The organism is Xanthomonas sp. CFBP 8152, assembly GCF_014199025.1.
Classification (GTDB): Bacteria; Pseudomonadota; Gammaproteobacteria; order Xanthomonadales; family Xanthomonadaceae; genus Xanthomonas; species Xanthomonas arboricola_B.
Window position 1 is genome coordinate 767,521 of record NZ_JACHNO010000002.1, and the last position, 21,199, is coordinate 788,719.

The following is a 21,199-nucleotide window of genomic DNA, read 5'->3' on the forward strand; positions in this document are numbered from 1 at the left end:
CGGCGCTGCATAGGAGCGCACCTGGGCGCGACTGGGCGTTCCCGGTGAAGCCTCTTCGCACCCTGGTGCGCTCCTACGAGGTCATGGGACCTGCGTGGTCACGCACGACCAATCGACGAGCGGATGTTGCGCCATCCATCTTGCCGCCCACAAAAAAACCCCGCCTTTCGGCGGGGTCCTTTGTGCTGCAACAGCCGAGTGGCCTGGATTAGAAATCCATGCCGCCCATGCCGCCCATGCCACCGCCGGCCGGCATCGCCGGCTCGTCCTTCTTCGGTGCATCGGCCACCATGGCTTCGGTGGTGATCATCAGGCCGGCGATCGAGGCGGCGTTCTGCAGCGCCGAGCGGGTGACCTTGGTCGGATCCAGGATGCCGAACTCGACCATGTCGCCGAACTCGCCGTTGGCGGCGTTGTAACCGTAGTTGCCGGTGCCTTCCTTGACCTTATTCAGGATCACGGACGGCTCTTCGCCGGCGTTGGCCACGATCTCGCGCAGCGGGGCTTCCATCGCGCGCAGGGCGATCTGGATGCCGTGGGTCTGGTCTTCGTTGGCACCGGTCAGGTTACCGACGGCCACCAGCGCACGCACCAGGGCCACACCGCCGCCCGGGACCACGCCTTCTTCGACGGCTGCACGGGTAGCGTGCAGGGCGTCTTCGACGCGGGCCTTCTTTTCCTTCATTTCGATTTCGGTCGACGCGCCGACCTTGATCACTGCAACGCCACCGGCCAGCTTGGCCACGCGTTCCTGCAGCTTCTCGCGGTCGTAATCGGACGAGGTGTCTTCGATCTGGGTCTTGATCTGGCCAACGCGGGCTTCGATCGTGGCCGAATCGCCGGCGCCGTCGATGATGGTGGTGTTCTCCTTGGAGACCTGCACCTTCTTGGCGCGGCCCAGGTCCTTGATCGTGGCCTTCTCCAGCGCCAGACCCACTTCCTCGGAGATCACGGTGCCGCCGGTCAGCACGGCCATGTCTTCCAGCATCGCCTTGCGACGGTCGCCGAAGCCCGGTGCCTTGACGGCCACGACCTTGACGATGCCACGGATGGTGTTGACCACCAGGGTCGCCAGCGCTTCGCCTTCGACTTCCTCAGCGACGATCAGCAACGGCTTGCCGGCCTTGGCCACGCCTTCCAGCACGGGCAGCAGGTCGCGCACATTGGAGATCTTCTTGTCGTGCAGCAGGATGAACGGGTCGTCCAGGTCGGCCGACTGGCTCTGCTGGTTGTTGATGAAGTACGGGGAGAGGTAGCCGCGATCGAACTGCATGCCCTCGACCACGTCCAGCTCGTTTTCCAGGCCCGAGCCTTCTTCAACGGTGATCACGCCTTCCTTGCCGACCTTCTGCATCGCTTCGGCAATGATGTTGCCGATCGATTCGTCCGAGTTGGCCGAGATGGTGCCGACCTGGGCAATCGCCTTGTCGTCGGTGGTGGGCTTGGAGATGTTCTTCAGCTCGATGACGGCGGCCTTGACGGCCTGGTCGATACCGCGCTTGAGATCCATCGGGTTCATGCCGGCGGCCACGGCCTTGGCGCCTTCGCGGATCAGGGCCTGGGCCAGCACGGTGGCGGTGGTGGTGCCGTCGCCAGCGTTGTCGTTGGTCTTGGAAGCGACTTCCTTGACCATCTGCGCGCCCATGTTCTCGAACTTGTCAGCCAGTTCGATTTCCTTGGCGACGGAGACGCCGTCCTTGGTGATGGTCGGCGCGCCGAAGCTCTTCTCGAGCACGACGTTGCGGCCCTTCGGGCCCAGGGTTGCCTTCACGGCATTGGCAAGCACGTTGACGCCACGAACCATACGGGTACGTGCGTCTTCACCGAAACGAATGTCTTTAGCAGCCATTTGTATGTAACTCCGGAAATGGGGAATAGGGAATGGGGAATCGGTAGATCAACAGCGTGAATCGGGGCGGGGTGGGATGGCGAAGGGCGCTAGCCGCTCTGCCCATTCCCGATTCCCAACTCCCGATTCCCGGCGCATAGCGCCTGATCAGCCGATGACCGCCAGGATGTCGTCTTCGCGCAGCACCTTGTACTCGACGCCTTCGGACTTGTAGCTGCTGCCGGCGTACTGGCCGTAGATGACCTTGTCGCCGACCTTGACCACCGGCGCGCGCAGGCTGCCGTTGTCCAGGGGCTTGCCGGCGCCGATGGCGACGACTTCACCCTTGGTGGACTTTTCTTTGGCGGAGTCCGGGATCACGATGCCGCCGGCGGAAACTTCGTCGGCTTCGATCGGCTTGACTACAACGCGGTCGTGAAGCGGCTTGATGCTCATAGAGAAAGACCCTCTTAAGTGATTGATTGGTCTGGAAATTATCGGCGATGTTAGCACTCGCATGTGACGACTGCCAGCACAGCGCGCGGAAAAAACCCGACAGAGCGGGTGCGGGCCAGAGATTGTGCTGTGTGGGCAGCTTTCAAGGGCTGGGCGGCAAAAATTTTTCGCCGGGCAGTTCCGTGCGAGGGCCACAGCGTGGCCGACACACCCCACAGGCAGGTCGCCGGCTGGCGACGGACAGCGGATTTGGAACCGGGCTGTGCAATGGCCTGCCATACCTGGCACCGGTCACCAGACATTGGGACGCCAGCAGTGGGCACCGAGCAGCTGCTGGAGCAACCGCACTAGGAGCGGCCGACAAAACGTCGCAAGCAGTCGTCAGGTGGGTGTGAACGGCGCGCTCGGAACTGGAATGTACGAGTGGTACATACCGGTCCCGAGCACCGGCCGCGCCCGGCTGGCGGCTGCGCAGTCGTTTTGTCAGGCGCTCTAAAAATGGAACCGGGTTCCACCGGCTGTCATGCGCACGTCCTACAGTCGGCAACGCATTCCCCGATCACAAGGAGCTGTCGATGAGGTTGCCGTCCCGTGCCCGTGTTTTCTCCGTGAGCTGGTCCCCGAGCTGCACGCTTCCCCTGGCCTGTGCGCTCGCGCTGGCCATCCCCACTGCCCACGCGGCGGTGTTCATCAACGAACTGCATTACGACGACGCGGGCGCCTCCGGCGACAGCGGCGAAGGGGTGGAAGTGGTGGCCACCGCCGGCGAATCGCTGAGCGGTTACCGCATCTATCTGTACAACGGCAGCGCGCCGGGCGCGGCAACGGTCTACGCCAACACGGCGGTGCCGGCCGGCAGCCTGGTCAGCTGCGGCAGCCAGGTGCGCGTGGCCACGGTCAGCTACGCCAGCAACGGCGTACAGAACGGGCCCAACGACGGCGTGGCGCTGGTCGATTCCAACGGACAGCTGGTGCAGTTCCTCAGTTACGAAGGCGCCATCACCGCCAGCGGCGGCCCCGCTGCCGGCGTGACCAGCCAGAACCTGCCGGTCAGCGAGAGCAACAGCAGCGCGGTCGGCAGCTCGCTGCAACTGACCGGCACCGGCAGCAGTGCGGCCAATTTCAGCTGGGCCGGCTCGTCGGCGCAGACCTTCGGCGCGTGCAACCGCGGCCAGAGCTTCAACGGCAGCGGCGGCGGCGGCGAGACCGGCGCCGCACCGACGATCACCAGCACCACCCCGACCCAGGGCGCGACCGGCTTCCCCGCCGCAGGCGACCTGAGCGTGGGCTTCAGCGAGACAGTGACGCTGAGCAGCGGCGCCTTCGCGCTGAGTTGCGCAAGCTCCGGCACGGTGGCGCTGAGCCACCCGACCAGCGGCACCCGCTTCAGCCTGTCGACCAACACCGCCCTGGTCGGTGGCGAGCGTTGCACCCTGGCGATCACCGCCAGCGCCATCCGCGATGCCAGCGGGCTGAGCCCGGCCGCCAACCAGTCCATCGCCTTCACCGTGGCCACCGCCAGCGGCGGCGGCACCGGCTACTACGCACGGGTCAACACCGCCGATGCCAGCCAGCTGCGCTGTTCGCTGCATACGGTGATCAAGGGCCACACGGTCTATCCGTACAGCGGCTCGGGCACCAGCACCTGGACCATCCTGGAAATGGCCGACGAGGACCCCAACAACAGCGGCCGGATCCTGGACGCCTACCGCAACCGCAGCTACGCCAAGGGCAGCGACCGTGCCGGCACCGGGAGCGGGCTGACCTACAACCGCGAGCACACCTGGCCCAACTCGCTGGGCTTCGGCAGCGCCAGTGGCGACAAGGGGCTGCCGTATGCGCCCTACACCGACACCCACATGCTGTATCTGACCGACACCGCCTTCAACGCCGACCGCGGCAACAAGCCCTATGCGGCCTGCACCAGCAGCTGCGGCGAGCGGGTCACCGAGGTCAACGACGGCAGTGGCGGCGGCAGCGGGCGCTACCCGGGCAACTCCAACTGGGTGCGCACCCCGGACGGCAACGGCGGCACCTTCGAGGTGTGGGGCAAGCGCAAGGGCGACATGGCGCGCGCGGTGATGTACATGGCGATCCGCTACGAAGGCGGCATTGATGCGGCCACCGGGCAGTCCGAGCCGGACCTGGAACTCACCGACGACCGCAGCAAGATCGTGCAGACCTCGGCCTCGCCGGCCTATATGGGCCTGTTGTCCACGCTGCTGGCCTGGCACCAGGCCGATCCGCCGGACGATGCCGAGCGGGCGCGCAACCAGGTGATCTTCAGCTTCCAGGGCAACCGCAATCCGTTCGTGGATCATCCCGAATGGGCGACCTCGAGCCTGTTCACCTCGGCCAAGCCGGCCAGCTGCCAGCTGGCCAATTGATCCGGCCCCGGCCCGGCGCCCCAGGCGCCGGGCCGGGAGACGGCCTGCAGCGGCAATCCACGTACCCGACCACGCAGCAGGCGCGCGAGTCGTCGGCCTGCGACATTCAACATCAGCGGGCAGGCGCAGGGCCGGTATCGCCGGCCAGCCGCTAGGCTCAGCGAACTTGACGCCCTGTTCCGGAATCTACGGTCGATCCCCTGCAGACAGGGGATTACACTGCGCGGTCACATGAGCGCCTCTTCTCTCCATCTGTTGTTCAGCACCTGCCCGGATGCCGCCAGCGCCGAGCGCATCGCGCGCGTGCTGCTGGACGAGCGCCTGGCCGCCTGCGTCACCCAGTTGCCCTGCGTGCAGTCGCTGTACCGCTGGAACGGGGCGATCGAGCGCAGCCAGGAAGTGCAGCTGTTGATCAAGACCTGGGAAGACCGCCTGCTCGACGCCATCGCGCGGCTGCAGGCGCTGCATCCGTATGAACTGCCGGAGGCGATCGCGGTCCAAGCCAGCGCCGGGCTGCCGGCCTATCTCGATTGGGTCCGGGCCGAAACCCGCAAGGAATCCTGACGTCCATGAAGTCTCTGTCCTGCTGGATCGCCCGCTGCGCATTGCTGGCCGTACCGTTGCTCGCCGCGCCGCTGGCGCTGGTGGCGCCCCTGCCCGCGCAGGCCGCGGTCACCGAGGCCGACCTGCTGCCGGTGGATCAGGCCTTCACCCTGAGCGCCGCCGCCGACAGCCGCGACAGCGTCGCGCTGCGCTGGAAGATCGCGCCGGGCTACTACCTGTATCGCCACCGCATCAGCGTCAAATCCGGTCAAGGCTTTGCCGCCGGCGAGCTGGCGCTGCCGGAAGGCGAGAGCAAGCACGACGAGTTCTTCGGCCAGGTGCAGACCTACCGCAAGCAACTGCAGGCCACGCTGGCCGGCAAGGCCGATGCCGGGTTGCGGACCGCGGTGCTGCAGGTGCAGTACCAGGGCTGCGCCGACGCCGGCGTGTGCTACCCGCCGCAACGCCGCGAACTGCGCGTGCGCCTGCCCGATGCCGCGGCTCCCGCCGCGACGCCCGCTGCCCAGCGCGAGAACTTGGGCGCACTGGTGCCGCGCGCACCGGCAGGTCCGCGGCTGTTCGGCAGCACCGGTCAGGCCGCCGGCGTGGACGCCCTGCCGCTGCCGGCCGAACAGGCATTTACCTTCGAAGCCATCGTCGGCGACGGCAATAGCCTGCTGCTGCGCTTCACCCCCGCGCCCGGCTACTACATCTACCGCGACCGCACCTCGCTGGCGCTGGAAGGCGCCGGCGGCGTACGTCCCGGGCTGCCGCGCTGGCCGCAGGGCAAGGCGCACCGCGATGCCCATTTCGGCGATGTGGTGGTGTATTTCGACCAGGCCGAAGTCACCCTGCCGCTGCTGCGCGAGCACGCCGAACCGGTCAAGGCGACCCTGGTGGCGACCTTCCAGGGCTGCCAGGCCGACGGCATCTGCTACCCGCCGATGACCCGTCGCGTTGCGCTGGAGTTGCCCGCCGGCACGGTGTCGCCGCAGAACCAGGCGCAGGCGGCACCGCTGATGATTTCGCCGCTGCCCGCCGGGCAGCTGCCCGTGGAGCCGGAGCCGGAGCCGGCACCGACGCCCGCAGCGACTGCAGTGCCGGCCGCGGATGCCTCGGCCGACAATCCGCAACGCACCCAGCCGCCGCACACCGACAAGGGCTTGCTGGCAATGCTGGTGCTGGCCCTGCTTGGCGGGCTGGTGTTGAACCTGATGCCCTGCGTGCTGCCGATCCTGTCGTTGAAGGTACTGGGCCTGGCCCACAGCGGCGAAAGCCACAGCCACGCGCGTAGCCATGCGATCTGGTACTCGCTGGGCGTGCTGGTGTCGTTTGCGGCGATCGGCGCGCTGGTGATCGGCCTGCGTGCGGCCGGGCAGGCGGCCGGCTGGGGCTTCCAGCTGCAGCAGCCGTGGTTCGTCGCGGCGCTGGCCTATCTGATGTTTGCGGTGGGCCTGAGCCTGTCGGGCGTGTTCACGCTGGGCGGCAATCTGGGCGGCATCGGCCAGTCGCTGGCAGCGCGCAATGGCCCGCTGGGCGATTTCTTCACCGGCGTGCTGGCCTGCGTGGTGGCCAGCCCCTGCATCGCCCCGTTCATGGGCACCGCACTGGCGTACGCATTCACCGCCCCGGCACTGCTGGCGATGCTGGTGTTCCTGGCGCTGGGCCTGGGCCTGGCGCTGCCGTTCCTGCTGATCGGCTTCATTCCCTCGCTGGCGCGGCGCCTGCCCACGCCCGGCGCGTGGATGGAGACGCTCAAGCAGGTGCTGGCGTTCCCGATGTATCTGACTGCGGTCTGGCTGCTGTGGGTGCTGGGCAAGCAGCGCGGCGTGGACGCGCTGGCGCTGATGCTGGTCGGCGCCACCCTGCTGGCGCTGGGCCTGTTCTGCTTCGAGCGCAGCCGCTGGAAGAGCCATCGCATCGGCATGGGCCTGGCTGCGGTAATGCTGGTGCTGGCGATCGTGCCGGTGGTCGGGGTCACCCGCCTGCGCCTGCCGGCCGCCACTGCCGCCGAAGGCGTGGTGGCGTTTTCGCCGCAGCTGCTGGACCGCCTGCGCGCCGACAACCGCGTGGTGTTCGTCAACATGACCGCCGACTGGTGCGTGACCTGCAAGGCCAACGAGAAGAACGTGTTGAGCGGCGCCGACTTCCGCGATGCGCTGCGCCGCGTCGACGCGGTCTACATGAAAGGCGACTGGACCAACGTCGACCCCAGGATCAGCGCCTTCCTCGACCAGCACCAGGCCGTCGGCGTGCCGCTGTACGTGGTGTACGGCCCCGGCGCACCACCGGCGGTGCTGCCGACCGTGCTGACCAACGCCATCACCGAGGATGCGTTGCTGCGCGCGGCGCGGTGAAGTGAAGCGCTGAGCATCGTTTCGGCCACTGGATCAGGCGGTATCGGCGGCAGCACTCTGGAAGCGATCGCGGTAGTCGCTGGGTGTGACTCCGAACATGCGCAGAAAGGCGCGCCGCACGGTTTGCTCGTCCGATAGCCCGGTGATGCCGGCAATGCGCTTGATGGGCAGGCTGCCGCCCTCCAGCAAGCGGCGCGCCGCTTCCAGCCGCAGTATCGCCACGGCCTTGGCCGGGGTTACGCCACAGGTGCGTCGATAGGCGCGGGCGAAGGTGCGCGGCGACAGATTCATGCGCTCGGCGAGTTTTTCTACACGCAGATCGTCGTGCAGGTTGGCCGCCATCCACGCGTGCAGCTCGGCGAAATCGCCGCCGGCCGAGGATTGCGCAGACAGCGGCGCACTGAACTGCGACTGGCCGCCGGCGCGCTTGACGAACACCACCAGCTGACGGGCCACATCGATCGCAAGCCGGTGGCCGTGGTCGTCCTCGATCAGCGCAAGCGTCAGGTCGATGCCGGCGGTGACGCCGGCCGACGACCAGACGTTGCCATCGCGCACGAAGATCCTGTCGGCGTCCACGCGGACGCCGGGATACAGGCTGGAAAGCCGGCCTGCCCAATCCCAATGGGTCGCTGCACGCCGGCCATCGAGCTGACCGGCGGCGGCAAGCAGAAAGGCGCCGGTACAGATCGAACACAGCCTGCGCACGCTGGCGCCGCGTGCGGCCACCCAGGCGACCAACCCGTCGGACACCTCGTAGACGGCGCCACGGCAGCCGCCTGGAGCCATCAACGTATCAATTGCCATGCCGTCCAGTGACGCAAGCGCCACGGACATCAGCTGGAGACCGGCGCTGGTGGTCACCAATCCGCCGTTCTCCGACGCAACGGTGATGTCGTAGCGCAGGCTGCCGACGGCCGCAGGCCTGCATTTATTGGCCGTGTGCAGCGCCTGGACCGGGCCGGTCAGGTCGAGAACATTCATGTTCTCGTGGGCAAGCAGCACCACATGACGCGGAGGGACGGAATCGGACATGGGAGCCTTGTGCGGTCAGCGCAGGTAATCGGGATACTCGAACGCCAACGCAACGCCGGTGGCCGTCGCTTGACCATAGCGCTTCAGGATGCCATCGAGCGCACCCTCCAATGCCCGCACAGGCATCGGGTCGGCCGGGACCAAAAGCACCGCTGCGTCGCCTGGCGTCCGCTGTCGATCGGGAACAAGCACGAGCCCATGGCGTGTCACAACGGACGCGCCGGTGTCGGAGACCAGAGAGGTGTGGCCGCGGCCGGTGCTGGCATAGGCGTCCACCGTCAGCGCCAGCGTTGCTTCATCCACTCCAGTGCTGCCGAGTACCTCGATCCGGTCACGCCCATGCAGCCATCGATTGGTGTACAGCACCTTGGCCAGCGGCCATGCGGCTGCAATGCCTCGGGGGCGGAACGCATCGCTGTTGTGCCGCGATGACCACTCGCGTGCGCCGACCGTTGAAGCCAACTCCTGCGCTTTTTCGCGACCACTGATGGCCTCCACTAGCGCGATCGATGCGGGAATGGCTGCACTGACGCCGGCGGTCGATATCCAGTTCCCGTCCGCGATGTAGCGCCGATTCGGCGTCCAGCGAATGCCGGGGAACGACTTTGCACGGCGTGAAGCGGTCGACCAATGCGCCGTGGCGCGTCGCCCGTCGAACATGTCCATCTGCGCGGCGATGAGGGCACCGTTGCAGATCGTGACGATCGTGGCCCCCTGCCCGGCCTGCTGCGTCAGCCATGCGATGAGCCGCGGTGCCGCTGCCTGGGCGGGGACAACGATGTAATCGGCGCCTTGTGGGTGGCTGGCATCGAAGCGGGCCACGGTCATGTCCGTGGCGATTCGGAAGCCGGCGCTTCCAAGATCCGTGAATGTCGAAAGCGGCCCCGTATCCAGGGTCACCGCCAGCACGTCCATGGAGCCGGCACGCGAGAGGAGACCGAAGGGCACCAGGAAATCGCTGACTTCCACGCCCGCGTTGCCACCCACCACCACGACCACCGGGCGGGCACGTCCTGCGCGGGCCCGATAGGGCGGTATCACTTCCTGCACGGTTACCGAGCCATCCACCCTCGCCTCCATGGGCGATACCGGCTTGGACAGTGGTTCCGCACAGCCGGCCAGAACGACACACATCGCCCAGGCAGCATGACGGGCCAAACGTTGAACAGTGGAGGGTGCCATGTGCATTCGCAGGTGATGAAGAGCGGCGATTCTTCACGTACGCGGGGTGGCCAGCAACGACGTCAAAGCGTCATTTCCTGCCAGGGCGAGTGGTTTGGCCAGGCCCCGGCACGCGTCCTTGCCGGATCGCAGGGACACCGCCGCGATACGTTCGCCCTCGGGCGCGGTGCCGATGCAGACACAGCGACCAGAGGTGCATGCGCATCGTCGCCGACGATTGCCCGCAGCTTCAACCGAGCCACACTGCCCCACTGACACAAATTCGGCCGGCCTGCAGGCCCAGATTTAAAACAGTCGTTTAAAACAGGCATAACTTCGTCTATCTGGACAGCATCGGCCACATCGCGCAGACTTCCGGCCTTTCCGCTCTCCGGGATGTCATGGCCCACCTGCTGCTGTTGCACGGCCCCAACCTCAACCTGCTCGGCACCCGCGAGCCGGATGTCTACGGGCGCACCACGCTGGCGCAGATCGATGCGGCCCTGGTGGACCGTGCGCAGGCCGCCGGGCATACGCTGGCCTGCCTGCAGTCCAATGCCGAGCACGTGCTGGTGGGGCGCATCCACGCCGCGCGCGAGGACGGCACCGTCTACATCCTGATTAACCCGGCCGCCTTCACCCATACCTCGGTGGCGCTGCGCGATGCGCTGCTGGGTGTGGGCCTGCCGTTCGTGGAAATCCATCTGTCCAACCCGCATGCGCGCGAGCCGTTCCGCCACCACAGCTATCTCAGCGACAAGGCCGATGGCGTGATCTGCGGCTTTGGCGCCGACAGCTACCGGCTGGCGCTGGAAGCGGTGATCGCGCGGCTGGAACGCGACGCATGACATCTCGCTCACCCACGCCGGCGCCTGCGCCGACGGCCTGACCCCATTCCGCCGGCAGCCGCCGGCAACCTCCACCGATTCACCTCATGAGGCCCGTATGGATCTCCGCAAAATCAAGAAACTGATCGACCTGCTCGAAGAATCCAATCTCGCCGAAATCGAGATCAAGGAAGGCGAAGAAAGCGTGCGCCTGGCGCGCGTGCCCAAGGGCACCACCGTGATGAGCGCGCCGGTGCAGCAGTACGCACCCGCCCCGCCCGCGCAGGCCCCGGCCGCGGCCAGCATGCCGATGCAGTCGCCCACCGAGGCCTCCACCGGCGGCGCCAAGCAGGCTGCCGCCCTGCCGGAAGGCCACGTGCTGCGCGCGCCGATGGTCGGCACCTTCTACACCTCGCCCTCGCCGGACAAGCCGGCCTTCGTCAGCGTCGGCCAGCAGGTCAAGGCCGGCGAGACGCTGGCGATCATCGAGGCGATGAAGATGTTCAACCCGATCGAAGCCGACGTCTCCGGCACCATCGTGGCCATCCTCGGCGAAACCGGCCAGCCAGTGGAATTCGATCAGCCGTTGTTCGTGATTGGCTGAGCGGCGGGAATCGGGAGTGGAGAATCGGGAATCGGCAAAGCGGCCTCATGAACGCCTGGAGGCCTGGCGCGATTCCATGCAGCTTGTGGAAACGATCTATCGGTTCACCGAGGTCTTTCCCGAGCAGGAACGCTACGGCCTGACGGCGCAACTGCGCCGTGCGGCCATCAGCGTCCCGTCGAATATCGCTGAAGGTGCGGCGCGACGCTCAACTCCCGATTACGCGCGGTTTCTCTCGATTGCGCGCGGCTCGCTCTCCGAACTGGATACACAGGTCCAGATCGCCGTACGACTGGGCTATAGCAACACCGAAGACGAAGTCATCGTCAGCCAGCAGGTCGACCAGGTCTTTGCCAAGCTCACCGCATTGATGAATGCCTTACGCAAACGTGGAGCCGCACCATGATGCCCGCTTCTACCCATTCCCCATTCTCGACTCCCTATTCCCATGCTCGATAAAGTCGTCATCGCCAACCGAGGTGAAATCGCGCTGCGCATCCTGCGCGCGTGCCACACGCTCGGCATCCGCACGGTCGCGGTGCATTCCACGGTCGACCGCAACCTCAAGCACGTGGCCATGGCCGACGAGTCGGTGTGTATCGGCCCGGCTGCCTCCAGCGACAGTTATCTCAACATCCCGGCGTTGATCGCCGCGGCCGAGGTGACCGATGCGCAGGCCATCCATCCCGGCTACGGCTTTTTGTCGGAAAACGCCGACTTTGCCGAGCGCGTGGAAGAATCCGGCTTCATCTTCATCGGCCCCAAGGCCGACACCATCCGCCTGATGGGCGACAAGGTCGAGGCGATCCGCGCGATGAAGGCCGCCGGCGTGCCGTGCGTGCCCGGTTCGGGCGGCCCGCTGGGCGAGGACATCGTCGCCAACACCAAGGTGGCGCGCGAAATCGGCTACCCGGTGATCATCAAGGCTGCCGGCGGCGGCGGCGGCCGCGGCATGCGTGTGGTGCATTCGGAGGCCGCGTTGAAGGCCGCCATCGAAACCACCAAGTCCGAAGCCAAGGCCGCCTTCAGCAACGATCAGGTCTACATGGAGAAGTTCCTGGAAAATCCGCGTCACGTGGAAATCCAGGTGCTGGCCGACGGCCAGGGCGGTGCGATCCATCTGGGCGAACGCGATTGCTCGATGCAGCGCCGCCACCAGAAGGTGGTGGAAGAAGCGCCGGCCCCGGGCATCACCGAAGAACTGCGCAACGAGATCGGCAAGGTCTGCGTGGATGCCTGCATCCGCATCGGCTATCGCGGCGCGGGCACCTTCGAGTTCCTGTTCGAAGACGGGCGTTTCTACTTCATCGAAATGAACACGCGCATCCAGGTGGAGCACCCGGTCACCGAGCGCATCACCGGCATCGATCTGGTCTGCGAGCAGTTGCGCATTGCCGCCGGCCGCAAGCTGACCATCAAGCAGAGCGACATCGTGCTGCGCGGGCATGCGATCGAGTGCCGCATCAATGCCGAGGACCCGGAAACCTTCATGCCCAACCCGGGCCTGATCACCGCGTTCCATCCGCCCGGCGGCCCGGGCGTGCGTGTGGACACGCACATCTACGCCGGCTACAAGGTGCCGCCGAACTACGACTCGATGATCGGCAAGCTGATCGTGCATGGCCCCGACCGCGAGACCGCGATCGCGCGCATGCGCGTGGCGCTGAGCGAGATGGTGGTGGACGGCATCAAGACCAACATCCCGCTGCAGCAGCGCATCATGCGCGACAAGGGCTTCCAGGCCGGCGGGCAGAACATCCACTATCTGGAAAAGCGCCTGGCCGAGCGCAAGAACAAGTCGATCGCGCTGGTCTGATCGCACTGGCCAGTGCACCGCACAGCAAGCCCGGGAAACCGGGCTTGTTGCGTTGTTTCCCGGTGCATCGCGCCGGCAGTGCCTCACGCAGGTCAGGCACGCGGCCCGACGACACCCCGCACCGGCAACACCATGCGGCCAGCCGACCCATGCGTGGGAGCGCACCCGGGCGCGACGAGGTTCCACCGATAAAGCGCGGTCGCGCCCGGGTGCGCTCCTACCGTATCCGGGGTGCTGCCGGATCCGCTGCGCAGATCTTCAGTCGTCCGCGCGGATGCGCATCGCGCCCGCATCGGGACGCGATGCGCTGCATCGTTCAGCGCCGCGGCGCAGGCTGCTGGCTGCCCGGCACCGGCACGATGCCGCTGGAGGAGGCCGGGTCGACCACGGTCATGGTTTCGGTGGACCCATCCGGCCACACCACCTGGAAGGTGGAGCCGGCCGGCAATGTCGAAAACGGCATCGCGCTGCTGGCGCGGTAGACCGCAGCCACCTGGCTGGCACCGTGCCGTCGCTGCTGTTCGTCGGCGGCGACCGTGGTCGACTTGACCGACAGCGGCTGGTAGCGGTGATCGGCGGTGTCGATCATCACGATGCCCACGGCCGCGGCCGAATACGCCACAAACAAGGCGACCCAGAACCAGAACTTGGCGCCATGCGCCAGGCGACGGTAATTCATGACTGCGCTCCCGGCTCGGAGACCAAGCTATCGACCATCTCATCCACTCTGTCTGCTCCCTGCCGCGGCACCGCGGCATCGAATACGAACGACACGAAACCCTGTGCGCTGTCGCGCGAACAGATGCCCGCGTTGGCGCAATAACTGGTGACCAGGGTGCTGTCCGCGCTGCAATCCAGCCCGAGCCGGCACGCAGCCACCTGCCAGGCCAGCTCGGCGAACTGATCGCCGGCCACATATCCGTCGAGGCTGTCATCGCCACTGGCGCGCGCGCCCATTGCCGGCGCCAGCGCCAGATAGGCCTCCGGATCGCGTGAGGCCAGCACGCGCTGCACCAGCGCGCGCTTGTAGGTCGGTGAACGCTGCAGCGGTTCGCCCAGCGCCAGCAATGCCGCCTCGGCAGCCAGATTGCCTGCACGCGCGGCCGCGTGACGCTGCTGCGCCACCAGCCGCGGACTCAGGCCGTCGCTGGGCGCAAAGCCGGCGCAGCGTTGCGCCACGCGGGTGCGCGCCGCATGCATCGCCGCCACGCCGGGTGTGGGTTGCGCGGCGATCCAGGCGCTGTCGGCGGCGTAGCCGGCCGGGCTGGACGCATATGGCGCGCAGTAATCGTAGACGCGGCTCAGGCGCCACCCCGCCTGTGCATCGCCGGCGCGCACCTGCCGCTGCAATTGCAGCGCATAGCGGTACAGGTCCGGCTGCGCGTCCACCGCATCGCGGTACGGCAGCTGCAGGGCAGCGCTGCGTTCGGCAGGCGAGTGCGCCACCGCTGTAAGCGCGCCTGCGCGGGCACTGCCGGTAGCCGCTGAAAGCGCTGCGGTGGGCGCGGCGCTCGGTTGCGCGCGCACATGCCACCAGGCCGCCGCCGCGAGCGCGACGGGAGCCAGCAACAGCCAGAGATGGCGGGCACGAGCAAGCGGCATGGAAGGCGACGACCCTGCTGCGGAAAGTCCGGCAGCGACGGCGCGGAGTCTAGCACCCGCATCCGCACGCGCTGGCGCGCAAGCGGACGCTGCCGATGCGAACCAGGCAGGTGCAACGTATGAGGACGGTGCGCTGCACGCGTGGTGCGAATGGCGCGCAGCGCCAGGTCGGTTGCCGGCGCGTGCGCGTGATGCGCCGGCAGCGGCCGGCGCCACGGCGCTGCATCCACCGATCTGACGACGGCATCGGCCGTTGTCGCGCGCTCGACACGTCCGCTCGCCGAAACACCGTCGCGCAGGAGTCCGCCTGTACGGATGGTCTACGATGCACGCTTTCGAATTGCCCGACTGCCACGATGCCGTTTCTTGAACTGACCCTGCCCTGCTCCGACGCCACCCAGCCCCGTTACCAGAATGCGCTGGACGATATCGGCGCGCTGGCGGTAACGCTGCTCGATGCCAATGCCGATACCAGCAACGAGCGCGCCATTCTCGAGCCTGGCGTCGGCGAAACACCGCTGTGGAACACGATGGTGCTGAACGCGCTGTTCGACGGCGACAGCGATGCGCTGGTGCTGCTCGCCGCGCTGGAAGCCTTCGATCCCGGGCTGGACTGGAGTCAGGTCGCGTTCCGCACGGTCGATGACAGCGATTGGGAACGTGCCTGGATGGATCAGTTCAAGCCGATGCAGTTTGGCGCGCGCACCTTCATCGTGCCGTGGAATCACGCGCTGCCCGAGGCCGCGCAGGCGCCCGACGCCGCAGTGATCCGTCTGGATCCGGGCCTGGCGTTCGGCTCGGGCACGCACCAGACCACCGCGCTGTGCCTGCGATGGCTGGACAGCCTGGCCGGCAGCGGCGAGCTGCAGGGCCGCAGCGTGCTCGATTTCGGCTGCGGCTCGGGTATTCTCGCCGTCGCCGCGCTGAAGCTCGGTGCCGCCAGCGCGGTGGGTGTGGACAATGACCCGCAGGCGCTGCTGGCCACTGCCGACAATGCCGAGCGCAACGCCTTGCAGGCCCAGCTGGCGGTGTACCTGCCCCAGGACGAACCGGTGCAGACCTATCCGGTGGTGGTCGCCAACATCCTGGCGTCGGCGCTGGATGCGCTGGCCGACATCCTGTCCGCCCGTGTGGCACCGGGCGGGCGGATTGCGCTGTCGGGCATCCTGCACGGTCAGGAAGAAGAGCTGCTGCACCGCTACGCGCCCTGGTTCGAGCAACTGCGCTGCGAACGCGACGAGGACTGGATGCGCATCGACGGCGTGCGCCGTCACTGATGCCGCGCTGTGTCAGCGGGGTGGCCGGCCGGCGCGGATCTGCGCGGTGGTCACCGCATCGGCCACACTGATGGCGCGCAGGCGGGTCACCGCCTGCCAGCCGGCGCGCCGCAGTGCCGCGCTGCGCCACGGCCCGGCCTGCCGGGCCAGCTGCACGCGCAGGCCCAGCTCGGCCAGCAGCAAGGCTGCCCAGGCCGGCAGCGACCACGTCCGCGGGCCCAGGCTGGCCAGGCCGCCGGCCAGCGCCAGCAAACCCACACTGAGCGCCAGTAGCCGCCAGTGCCGCTGGCGCAACGCCCACCACCGCGGCGCCAGCCCGGCTGACCATTGCGTGCCGTCGGCCACCGCGGTCCACGCGTCCTGGCGTTGCCAGACCTGGTAACACGGCGCGCCCCGAAAGCGGGTGATCGCCGGATCCAGCGGCGAATGTGCCGGCCATGCGGCGGGCGGTGGCGCGGCGGGCGGCGTTGCCGGCATGGTGGAACGGGCGGATTTAGGAGCGGCTGGCTCGACCATGGATGTCCTCCTTGAGTTCGCTGTGATCCCGTCATCATTGACGCCCGGACAGTATCGCAAACATATCGGCATATGAAAGGTATACGAACTATCCCTGATTGCTGCTAGGGCTATATCTCCCGGCCCGTTCCCCACTCACGGTGCCGTGTGAGCAAGTTGTATGAGCGAGTCCGTGAGGCTCGCGCGCTGACCAAGCTGACCCAGGAAGCCCTGGCCGGCGAGCTGGGTGTGACCCGCAGCGCAGTGGCGCAGTGGGAGATGGCCGAAGGCACCGCGCCCTCGGTGGAAAACCTGATCGGCCTGGCCAAGCGCAGCGGCATGGCGTTCGAATATCTGGCCACCGGCCGCGGCGAGCGGACCTTCGGCCCGCCGGTGTCGGCGATCGCCGAAGAACCCGCGCAGTACCGCCGTCTGGACGACCAGCAACGGGTGCTGCTGACCCGCTTCGATACGCTGGCGCCGCGCCAGCGCAGCGGCCTGCTCGATCTGCTGCTGGCCGAAGGCAAGACGCGGCGCAGGCGTTGATTCGGGATTCGGGATTCGGGATTCGGGATTCGGGATTCGGGATTCGGGATTCGGGATTCGGGAATCGGGAATCGGGAATCGGGAATCGGGGGCAGGCTGCTTGGGGCGTCATTAGTGAGGCAAGCTCGGCGCCGGCAGCGCGACGGTTGGCCAACCAATGGGAATGCGTGCGCGCAGTCGATAGCAGCGGCATCTGCGCTTGCGGCTGCGTGCCGCACGCATGACGCGCCCGGGTTCGCCCATCGGCGTGCGCGTGGTTGAATAGGGTTCTTCCCGCTGCACGCCTGCCGATGTCCCAGACTCCGCCACCGCGCCGCCCCCTGGCCACGTTCCTGCGTGCGACGCCGGCTGCCCCCTCGCTGATACCGACCCCGGTGGTACCTGCTGCCGAAGCGCCGGCGCACGCGCCACCGGTGCCGGCCAGCGACCTGGTGCCGGCGCCGTCGGCGGAGCCGGTGGCCGCCCCGGCGGCGGCGCTGGTCCGGCCACCGGCTGTGCCACCTGCGACCACGCCGCGCAGCGACGCTGCGCCGGCGGACATCACCCTGCCACGCGGCGATTCCGGCCAGACCGCGGCAGACGCCGGGATGGATCGGCTGGCATGGACCACATCGGCCACTCGCCTGCTGCCCGGCGATCCTGCGGACGGCCAAGCGGCCGGCCCCGGCGATACCCGCGCCGCGCTCGCCGGCACTCCCACCGCACAGCCGACCGATGCAGATCCCAATGGCGCAGCTGACGGCGGCATGACAAGCGCAGACCGGGAGCGTGAGCACGGCGCCGCATCCAATCTCGCGGTCACGCCCGCGTCCGGTACCGATCCGGACAGGGACGCCGCGGCAAGCGGCGGCGGCGCGGGCGCTGCCGGCGCAGCGGCGCATGCCCAGTTCCAGCCGCTTCCCGCCCAGGCCGCGCCTGCGTTCGCACGCCGCCCACTGGCCCGGCCACGGCTGCGCGCCAGTGGGCGTCAGTGGGCATTGCTGGTCGGGCTGGTCGGCCTGCTGGCGTTGCAGATCGTCATCGCCGACCGCGCCCAGCTGGCTGCCGACGCGCGTTGGCGCCCGCTGGTGAGTGCGGCCTGCGCGGTGGCGCGCTGCACGCTGCCGGCCTGGCGCGAGCCGGCCGCGCTGACCTTGCTCAACCGCGATGTGCGCCCGCTTCCCGGGGTGCCGGGCGTGCTGCAGATCCAGGCCAGCTTCCGCAACGAGGCGCGCTGGGCGCAGGCCTGGCCGTGGCTGCAGCTGTCGCTGTCCGACGCCGACGGGCGGGTGATCGGCACCCGCGTGCTGGCGCCGCAGGAGTATCTGGGCCAGCCGCCGGCGCCGCAGGACACGCTCGCGCCAGGCCAGGCGGTGCAGGTGGCATTTGTCGTGCGCGAACCGGCCGCGAGCACGGCAGCCTTCAGTTTCGACTTCCGCTGAGCAGACGCGACCTGCATCGATGGCCACACGGGCGTGGCGAGCGGTGAGGTCACGCGCTAGACTCACTCCCCCTCGCCGGCCACGCGTCCCGGCTTCGTGACACTGGGAACCTCCTTTGAACGCAGCCCCCTCTCGTCCTGACACCAGTCGTGGCGCACCGAAGTCGCCGCTGCGCGAACACGTGGCCCAGTCCGTCCGCCGCTATCTGCGCGACCTGGACGGCAGCGACGCCGACGACGTGTACGAAATCGTGCTGCGCGAGATGGAGATCCCGTTGTTCGTGGAAGTGCTCAACCACTGCGAAGGCAACCAGAGCCGCGCGGCGGCGATGCTGGGCATTCACCGCGCCACGCTGCGCAAGAAGCTGAAAGAGTATGGGTTGACGTAGGACGGGAATCGGGAATCGGGATTGGGGGATCGTTAGAGCGTTGGGGTCTGGCAGTGCGCTAGCTGGCACGCTTGGTGATGACGCGGCCGATGGACGATCTCGTTGCGTGTTGTGGAATGCGCAGCATGTTGATGTCGGGTCGGGCTGCCCAAAGTGTTCGCTCTTGATCCCACGCGTCGGCGCAGGACTTCCGTCGCGCCCAGCGTGCCCTGCTCGCGCGCCCTCTTCATCTGATCGGGCCAACCGCCGGGGATCCGGCGGTTGGCTGCAGTGCTCAATCGGCGATGCCGGTCGCCTGGGCGAGTTGCCTGCTCAGTTCGGCAATTGCGTCACCGCTGCATGATCCGCTGCCGGGGCCGTGCCGCTGCCATGGTCCGGCACGATGGTGGCGAGCGTGTCGAACGGATCGTCGAACTTCTCCACCACGTTCTTGTCGTCATCGATCTGATAGGCGGTGTCGGCCTCGACGCCCTCTTCCCCGGTCTTGGCGATGATGTTGGTGTAGCGCTTGCCGTCCCAGCAGCGGAAGATCAGCACCGAGTCCTCGCCACCGGTCAGGGTGGAGCCCAGGCTGCCGATCAATCTGCTGTTGGCGCCCGCCGTCAGGATGCTGTTCTTTCCCGCGGTCAACTTGCTGCGGTCGCCCGCCATCAGCGTGCAGTCATCGCCGGCGGTGAGCCTGCTGCGGTCCCCGGCGGTGAGGAAGCTGTTGCTGCCGGCCAGCAACTTGCTGCGATCGCCAGCGATCTGGGTGCTGTCAGCGCCAGCGATCAGCTTGCTGCGGTCACCCGCGGTCTGCACGCTGCCCATGCCGGCGATCAACGTGCTGCGCGAACCGGCCGTCTGCGAACTCAGCTTGCCGGCAATCAGCATGCTGCGGTGACCGGCAATCTGGGTACTTTCGTGTCCTGCGATCAGCGAGCTGCCATAGCTGGCGATCTGGTTGCTGCCGTAGCCGGCGGTCAGATAGCTGCGCACGCCGCTGGTCAAGCTGCTGCCATAGCCGGCAATCAGCGAGCTGTCCTGCCCGGCGATTTCGGTGCTGCCGTAGCCTGCGGTCAGCGAGCTGTTGTCCTGCGCGGTCAGGGTGCTGCCATAGCCGGCAGTCAGCGTGCTGTCGCCACCGGCGGTCTGGCTGCTGCCGTAACCGGCGATCAGGGTGCTGGAAAACCCGGCGATTTCGGTACTGCCGTAGCCGGCGGTGAGCGAGCTGTTTTCCAGCGCGGTCAGCGTGCTGCCGTAACCGGCCGTCAGGGTGCTTTCGTAACCGGCCGTCTGCGTGCTGCCATAGCCGGAAATCAGGGTACTTTCGTAGCCGGCGGTGGAATTGCTGCCGTAACCGGCGGTCAGGATGCTGCCATGGCCGGCGGTTTGCGTACTGCCGTAACCGGTGGTGAGCCAGCTGATTTCCTGCGCGGTCTGGGTGCTGCCGTAGCCGGCGGTCAGCGTGCTTTCGTAACCGGCGGTCTGCGTGCTGCCATAGCCGGCAATCAACGAACTTTGAAAGCTGGCGGTGGAGGTACTGCCATAGCCTGTGATCAACCAGCTGCTGCTCTGCGCGGTCTGGGTACTGCCGTAACCGGCAGTCAGGGTGCTGTCGTAGCCGGCGGTCTGGGTACTGCCATATCCTGCGATCAGCGAGCTGTCCGGGCCGGCCATGGAGGAACTGCCGTAGCCGGCGATCAGCGAACTGCTTTCCTGCGCGGTCTGGGTACTGCCATAGCCGGTGGTGAGAATGCTCTTGTAACCGGCCGTCTGCGTACTGCCGTAGCCGGCAATCAGCGTACTGTCATGCCCTGCCGTCGAGGTGCTGCCGTAACCGGTGGTGAGCGTGCTGCGTTCCTGCGCGGTTTGCGTGCTGCCGTAGCCGGCGGTGAGGATGCTCTTGAAGCCGGCGGTCTGGGTGCTGCCGTAGCCGGCGATCAACGAGCTGTCCGAGCCTGCGGTGGAAGAACTGCCATAGCCGGCAGTGAGCATGCTGCCCTCTTGCGCGGTCTGGGTGCTGCCATAGCCGGTGGTCAGGATGCTTTTGAAGCCAGCCGTCTGCGTGCTGCCGTACCCGGCGATCAATGAACTGTCCGAACCGGCGGTGGAGGTGCTGCCGTAGCCGGCAGTGAGGTCACTGCCTTTCCGGGCAGTCTGCGTGCTGCCGTAGCCCGCCGTCAGGGAACTGTCGCCACCGGAGGTTTGCGTACTGCCATAACCGGCAATCAGCGTGCTGTCGGCACCAGCCGTCGAGGTACTTCCATAGCCGGTGGTGAGGTCGCTGCCCTTGCGCGCGGTCTGCGTGCTGCCGTAGCCGGCGGTGAGCGAACTGTCACCGCCAGAGGTTTGCGTGCTGCCGTACCCTGCAATCAAGGTGCTGTCGGCGCCAGCGGTGGAGGTACTGCCGTAGCCGGTGGTCAGGTCGCTACCGCTGCGCGCGGTCTGCGTACTGCCGTAGCCAGCGGTGAGTG

Annotated in this window: 19 protein-coding genes, 1 other RNA gene and 1 pseudogene; 11 read left to right on the top strand and 10 right to left on the bottom strand. The window is 67.5% G+C overall.

Features of this window, described 5'->3' with window-relative positions:
- Positions 1–208: 208 nt before the first annotated feature.
- From groL to FHT09_RS10910, 3 genes are all read right to left on the bottom strand, one after another.
- The gene (gene groL / locus FHT09_RS10900; RefSeq protein WP_011035771.1) at positions 209–1,849 is read right to left on the bottom strand and encodes a chaperonin GroEL; all 1,641 of its coding nucleotides are present in this window, start codon (positions 1,847–1,849) and stop codon (positions 209–211) included.
- 147 nt (positions 1,850–1,996) lie between these two features.
- The gene (locus tag FHT09_RS10905; protein ID WP_003483210.1) at positions 1,997–2,284 is read right to left on the bottom strand and encodes a co-chaperone GroES; all 288 of its coding nucleotides are present in this window, start codon (positions 2,282–2,284) and stop codon (positions 1,997–1,999) included.
- A gap of 355 nt (positions 2,285–2,639) precedes the next feature.
- A non-coding RNA gene (locus FHT09_RS10910) (sX9 sRNA) lies at positions 2,640–2,716 on the bottom strand.
- Positions 2,717–2,859: 143 nt separating this feature from the next.
- Between FHT09_RS10910 and FHT09_RS10915 the strand changes: the two genes are divergently transcribed.
- The 3 genes from FHT09_RS10915 (at position 2,860) to FHT09_RS10925 (ending at position 7,571) form a co-directional block, all read left to right on the top strand.
- Complete coding sequence (locus FHT09_RS10915; protein WP_104606262.1) at positions 2,860–4,671, top strand: endonuclease; 1,812 nt, start codon at positions 2,860–2,862, stop codon at positions 4,669–4,671.
- A gap of 231 nt (positions 4,672–4,902) precedes the next feature.
- Entirely contained in the window at positions 4,903–5,235 is a 333-nt protein-coding gene (cutA, locus tag FHT09_RS10920; protein WP_104606263.1) for a divalent-cation tolerance protein CutA, read from the top strand.
- Positions 5,236–5,240: 5 nt separating this feature from the next.
- Entirely contained in the window at positions 5,241–7,571 is a 2,331-nt protein-coding gene (locus tag FHT09_RS10925) for a protein-disulfide reductase DsbD (RefSeq protein ID WP_104606264.1), read from the top strand.
- 33 nt (positions 7,572–7,604) lie between these two features.
- On the opposite strand, the gene FHT09_RS10930 is transcribed toward FHT09_RS10925, so the two are convergent.
- Positions 7,605–8,606 carry a GlxA family transcriptional regulator gene (locus tag FHT09_RS10930; RefSeq protein ID WP_104606265.1) on the bottom strand — a complete coding sequence of 334 codons (1,002 nt, stop codon included), beginning with the start codon at positions 8,604–8,606 and terminating at the stop codon, positions 7,605–7,607.
- Between the two features lie 15 nt (positions 8,607–8,621).
- Positions 8,622–9,788 (bottom strand): DJ-1/PfpI family protein, encoded by a 1,167-nt coding sequence (locus FHT09_RS10935; protein ID WP_104606298.1) that lies wholly within the window; start codon positions 9,786–9,788, stop codon positions 8,622–8,624.
- Positions 9,789–10,168: 380 nt separating this feature from the next.
- Here FHT09_RS10935 and aroQ point away from each other — a divergent pair, with 380 nt between their 5' ends.
- The 4 genes from aroQ (at position 10,169) to accC (ending at position 13,014) form a co-directional block, all read left to right on the top strand.
- Positions 10,169–10,615: a type II 3-dehydroquinate dehydratase gene (gene aroQ / locus FHT09_RS10940; protein ID WP_104606266.1), complete on the top strand. Its 447-nt coding sequence runs from the start codon at positions 10,169–10,171 to the stop codon at positions 10,613–10,615.
- Between the two features lie 97 nt (positions 10,616–10,712).
- A complete protein-coding gene (gene accB, locus FHT09_RS10945; RefSeq protein ID WP_104606267.1) occupies positions 10,713–11,198 on the top strand; it encodes an acetyl-CoA carboxylase biotin carboxyl carrier protein in 486 nt (161 codons plus the stop codon).
- A 76-nt stretch (positions 11,199–11,274) separates the two neighbouring features.
- A complete protein-coding gene (locus tag FHT09_RS10950; RefSeq protein ID WP_208408968.1) occupies positions 11,275–11,604 on the top strand; it encodes a four helix bundle protein in 330 nt (109 codons plus the stop codon).
- A gap of 42 nt (positions 11,605–11,646) precedes the next feature.
- Positions 11,647–13,014 (top strand): acetyl-CoA carboxylase biotin carboxylase subunit, encoded by a 1,368-nt coding sequence (gene accC / locus FHT09_RS10955; protein WP_104538693.1) that lies wholly within the window; start codon positions 11,647–11,649, stop codon positions 13,012–13,014.
- Between the two features lie 316 nt (positions 13,015–13,330).
- On the opposite strand, the gene FHT09_RS10960 is transcribed toward accC, so the two are convergent.
- Together FHT09_RS10960 and FHT09_RS10965 are read right to left on the bottom strand one after the other, a co-directional pair.
- Positions 13,331–13,693 (bottom strand): hypothetical protein, encoded by a 363-nt coding sequence (locus tag FHT09_RS10960; RefSeq protein WP_047126172.1) that lies wholly within the window; start codon positions 13,691–13,693, stop codon positions 13,331–13,333.
- The gene (locus FHT09_RS10965; RefSeq protein WP_104606269.1) at positions 13,690–14,616 is read right to left on the bottom strand and encodes a hypothetical protein; all 927 of its coding nucleotides are present in this window, start codon (positions 14,614–14,616) and stop codon (positions 13,690–13,692) included. Before FHT09_RS10965 ends, FHT09_RS10960 begins: the two co-directional genes overlap by 4 nt.
- Positions 14,617–14,972: 356 nt before the next feature.
- On the opposite strand from FHT09_RS10965, the gene prmA reads away from it, so the two are divergent.
- Entirely contained in the window at positions 14,973–15,893 is a 921-nt protein-coding gene (gene prmA / locus FHT09_RS10970; RefSeq protein ID WP_104606271.1) for a 50S ribosomal protein L11 methyltransferase, read from the top strand.
- Between the two features lie 12 nt (positions 15,894–15,905).
- On the opposite strand, the gene FHT09_RS10975 is transcribed toward prmA, so the two are convergent.
- Positions 15,906–16,370, bottom strand: a complete 465-nt coding sequence (locus tag FHT09_RS10975; RefSeq protein ID WP_243849036.1) for a hypothetical protein — start codon at positions 16,368–16,370, stop codon at positions 15,906–15,908.
- 186 nt (positions 16,371–16,556) lie between these two features.
- Here FHT09_RS10975 and FHT09_RS10980 point away from each other — a divergent pair, with 186 nt between their 5' ends.
- The 3 genes from FHT09_RS10980 (at position 16,557) to fis (ending at position 18,743) form a co-directional block, all read left to right on the top strand.
- A complete protein-coding gene (locus tag FHT09_RS10980; RefSeq protein WP_104534518.1) occupies positions 16,557–16,934 on the top strand; it encodes a helix-turn-helix transcriptional regulator in 378 nt (125 codons plus the stop codon).
- Between the two features lie 290 nt (positions 16,935–17,224).
- Entirely contained in the window at positions 17,225–18,355 is a 1,131-nt protein-coding gene (locus FHT09_RS10985; protein WP_104606273.1) for a DUF3426 domain-containing protein, read from the top strand.
- Between the two features lie 115 nt (positions 18,356–18,470).
- A complete protein-coding gene (gene fis, locus FHT09_RS10990; RefSeq protein WP_002804983.1) occupies positions 18,471–18,743 on the top strand; it encodes a DNA-binding transcriptional regulator Fis in 273 nt (90 codons plus the stop codon).
- A gap of 784 nt (positions 18,744–19,527) precedes the next feature.
- On the opposite strand, the pseudogene FHT09_RS20260 reads toward fis, so the two are convergent.
- Positions 19,528–20,448, bottom strand: a pseudogene (locus tag FHT09_RS20260) (hypothetical protein); the annotation flags it as partial.
- Between the two features lie 84 nt (positions 20,449–20,532).
- A complete protein-coding gene (locus tag FHT09_RS20265) occupies positions 20,533–20,814 on the bottom strand; it encodes a hypothetical protein (RefSeq protein ID WP_258077221.1) in 282 nt (93 codons plus the stop codon).
- Positions 20,815–21,199: the final 385 nt, after the last annotated feature.

What these genes read in the sequence shown, in the direction of transcription:
- FHT09_RS10985 (WP_104606273.1), top strand. Translation starts at nt 17,225, where the DNA reads ATGTCCCAGACTCCGCCACCGCGCCGCCCCCTGGCCACGTTCCTGCGT.
- FHT09_RS10915 (WP_104606262.1), top strand. Translation starts at nt 2,860, where the DNA reads ATGAGGTTGCCGTCCCGTGCCCGTGTTTTCTCCGTGAGCTGGTCCCCG.
- FHT09_RS10950 (WP_208408968.1), top strand. Translation starts at nt 11,275, where the DNA reads ATGCAGCTTGTGGAAACGATCTATCGGTTCACCGAGGTCTTTCCCGAG.
- FHT09_RS10925 (WP_104606264.1), top strand. Translation starts at nt 5,241, where the DNA reads ATGAAGTCTCTGTCCTGCTGGATCGCCCGCTGCGCATTGCTGGCCGTA.
- prmA (WP_104606271.1), top strand. Translation starts at nt 14,973, where the DNA reads ATGCCGTTTCTTGAACTGACCCTGCCCTGCTCCGACGCCACCCAGCCC.
- FHT09_RS10935 (WP_104606298.1), bottom strand. Translation starts at nt 9,788, where the DNA reads ATGGCACCCTCCACTGTTCAACGTTTGGCCCGTCATGCTGCCTGGGCG.
- accB (WP_104606267.1), top strand. Translation starts at nt 10,713, where the DNA reads ATGGATCTCCGCAAAATCAAGAAACTGATCGACCTGCTCGAAGAATCC.
- cutA (WP_104606263.1), top strand. Translation starts at nt 4,903, where the DNA reads ATGAGCGCCTCTTCTCTCCATCTGTTGTTCAGCACCTGCCCGGATGCC.
- FHT09_RS10930 (WP_104606265.1), bottom strand. Translation starts at nt 8,606, where the DNA reads ATGTCCGATTCCGTCCCTCCGCGTCATGTGGTGCTGCTTGCCCACGAG.
- aroQ (WP_104606266.1), top strand. Translation starts at nt 10,169, where the DNA reads ATGGCCCACCTGCTGCTGTTGCACGGCCCCAACCTCAACCTGCTCGGC.
- FHT09_RS10905 (WP_003483210.1), bottom strand. Translation starts at nt 2,284, where the DNA reads ATGAGCATCAAGCCGCTTCACGACCGCGTTGTAGTCAAGCCGATCGAA.
- groL (WP_011035771.1), bottom strand. Translation starts at nt 1,849, where the DNA reads ATGGCTGCTAAAGACATTCGTTTCGGTGAAGACGCACGTACCCGTATG.
- accC (WP_104538693.1), top strand. Translation starts at nt 11,647, where the DNA reads ATGCTCGATAAAGTCGTCATCGCCAACCGAGGTGAAATCGCGCTGCGC.
- FHT09_RS10960 (WP_047126172.1), bottom strand. Translation starts at nt 13,693, where the DNA reads ATGAATTACCGTCGCCTGGCGCATGGCGCCAAGTTCTGGTTCTGGGTC.
- FHT09_RS10965 (WP_104606269.1), bottom strand. Translation starts at nt 14,616, where the DNA reads ATGCCGCTTGCTCGTGCCCGCCATCTCTGGCTGTTGCTGGCTCCCGTC.
- FHT09_RS10975 (WP_243849036.1), bottom strand. Translation starts at nt 16,370, where the DNA reads ATGCCGGCAACGCCGCCCGCCGCGCCACCGCCCGCCGCATGGCCGGCA.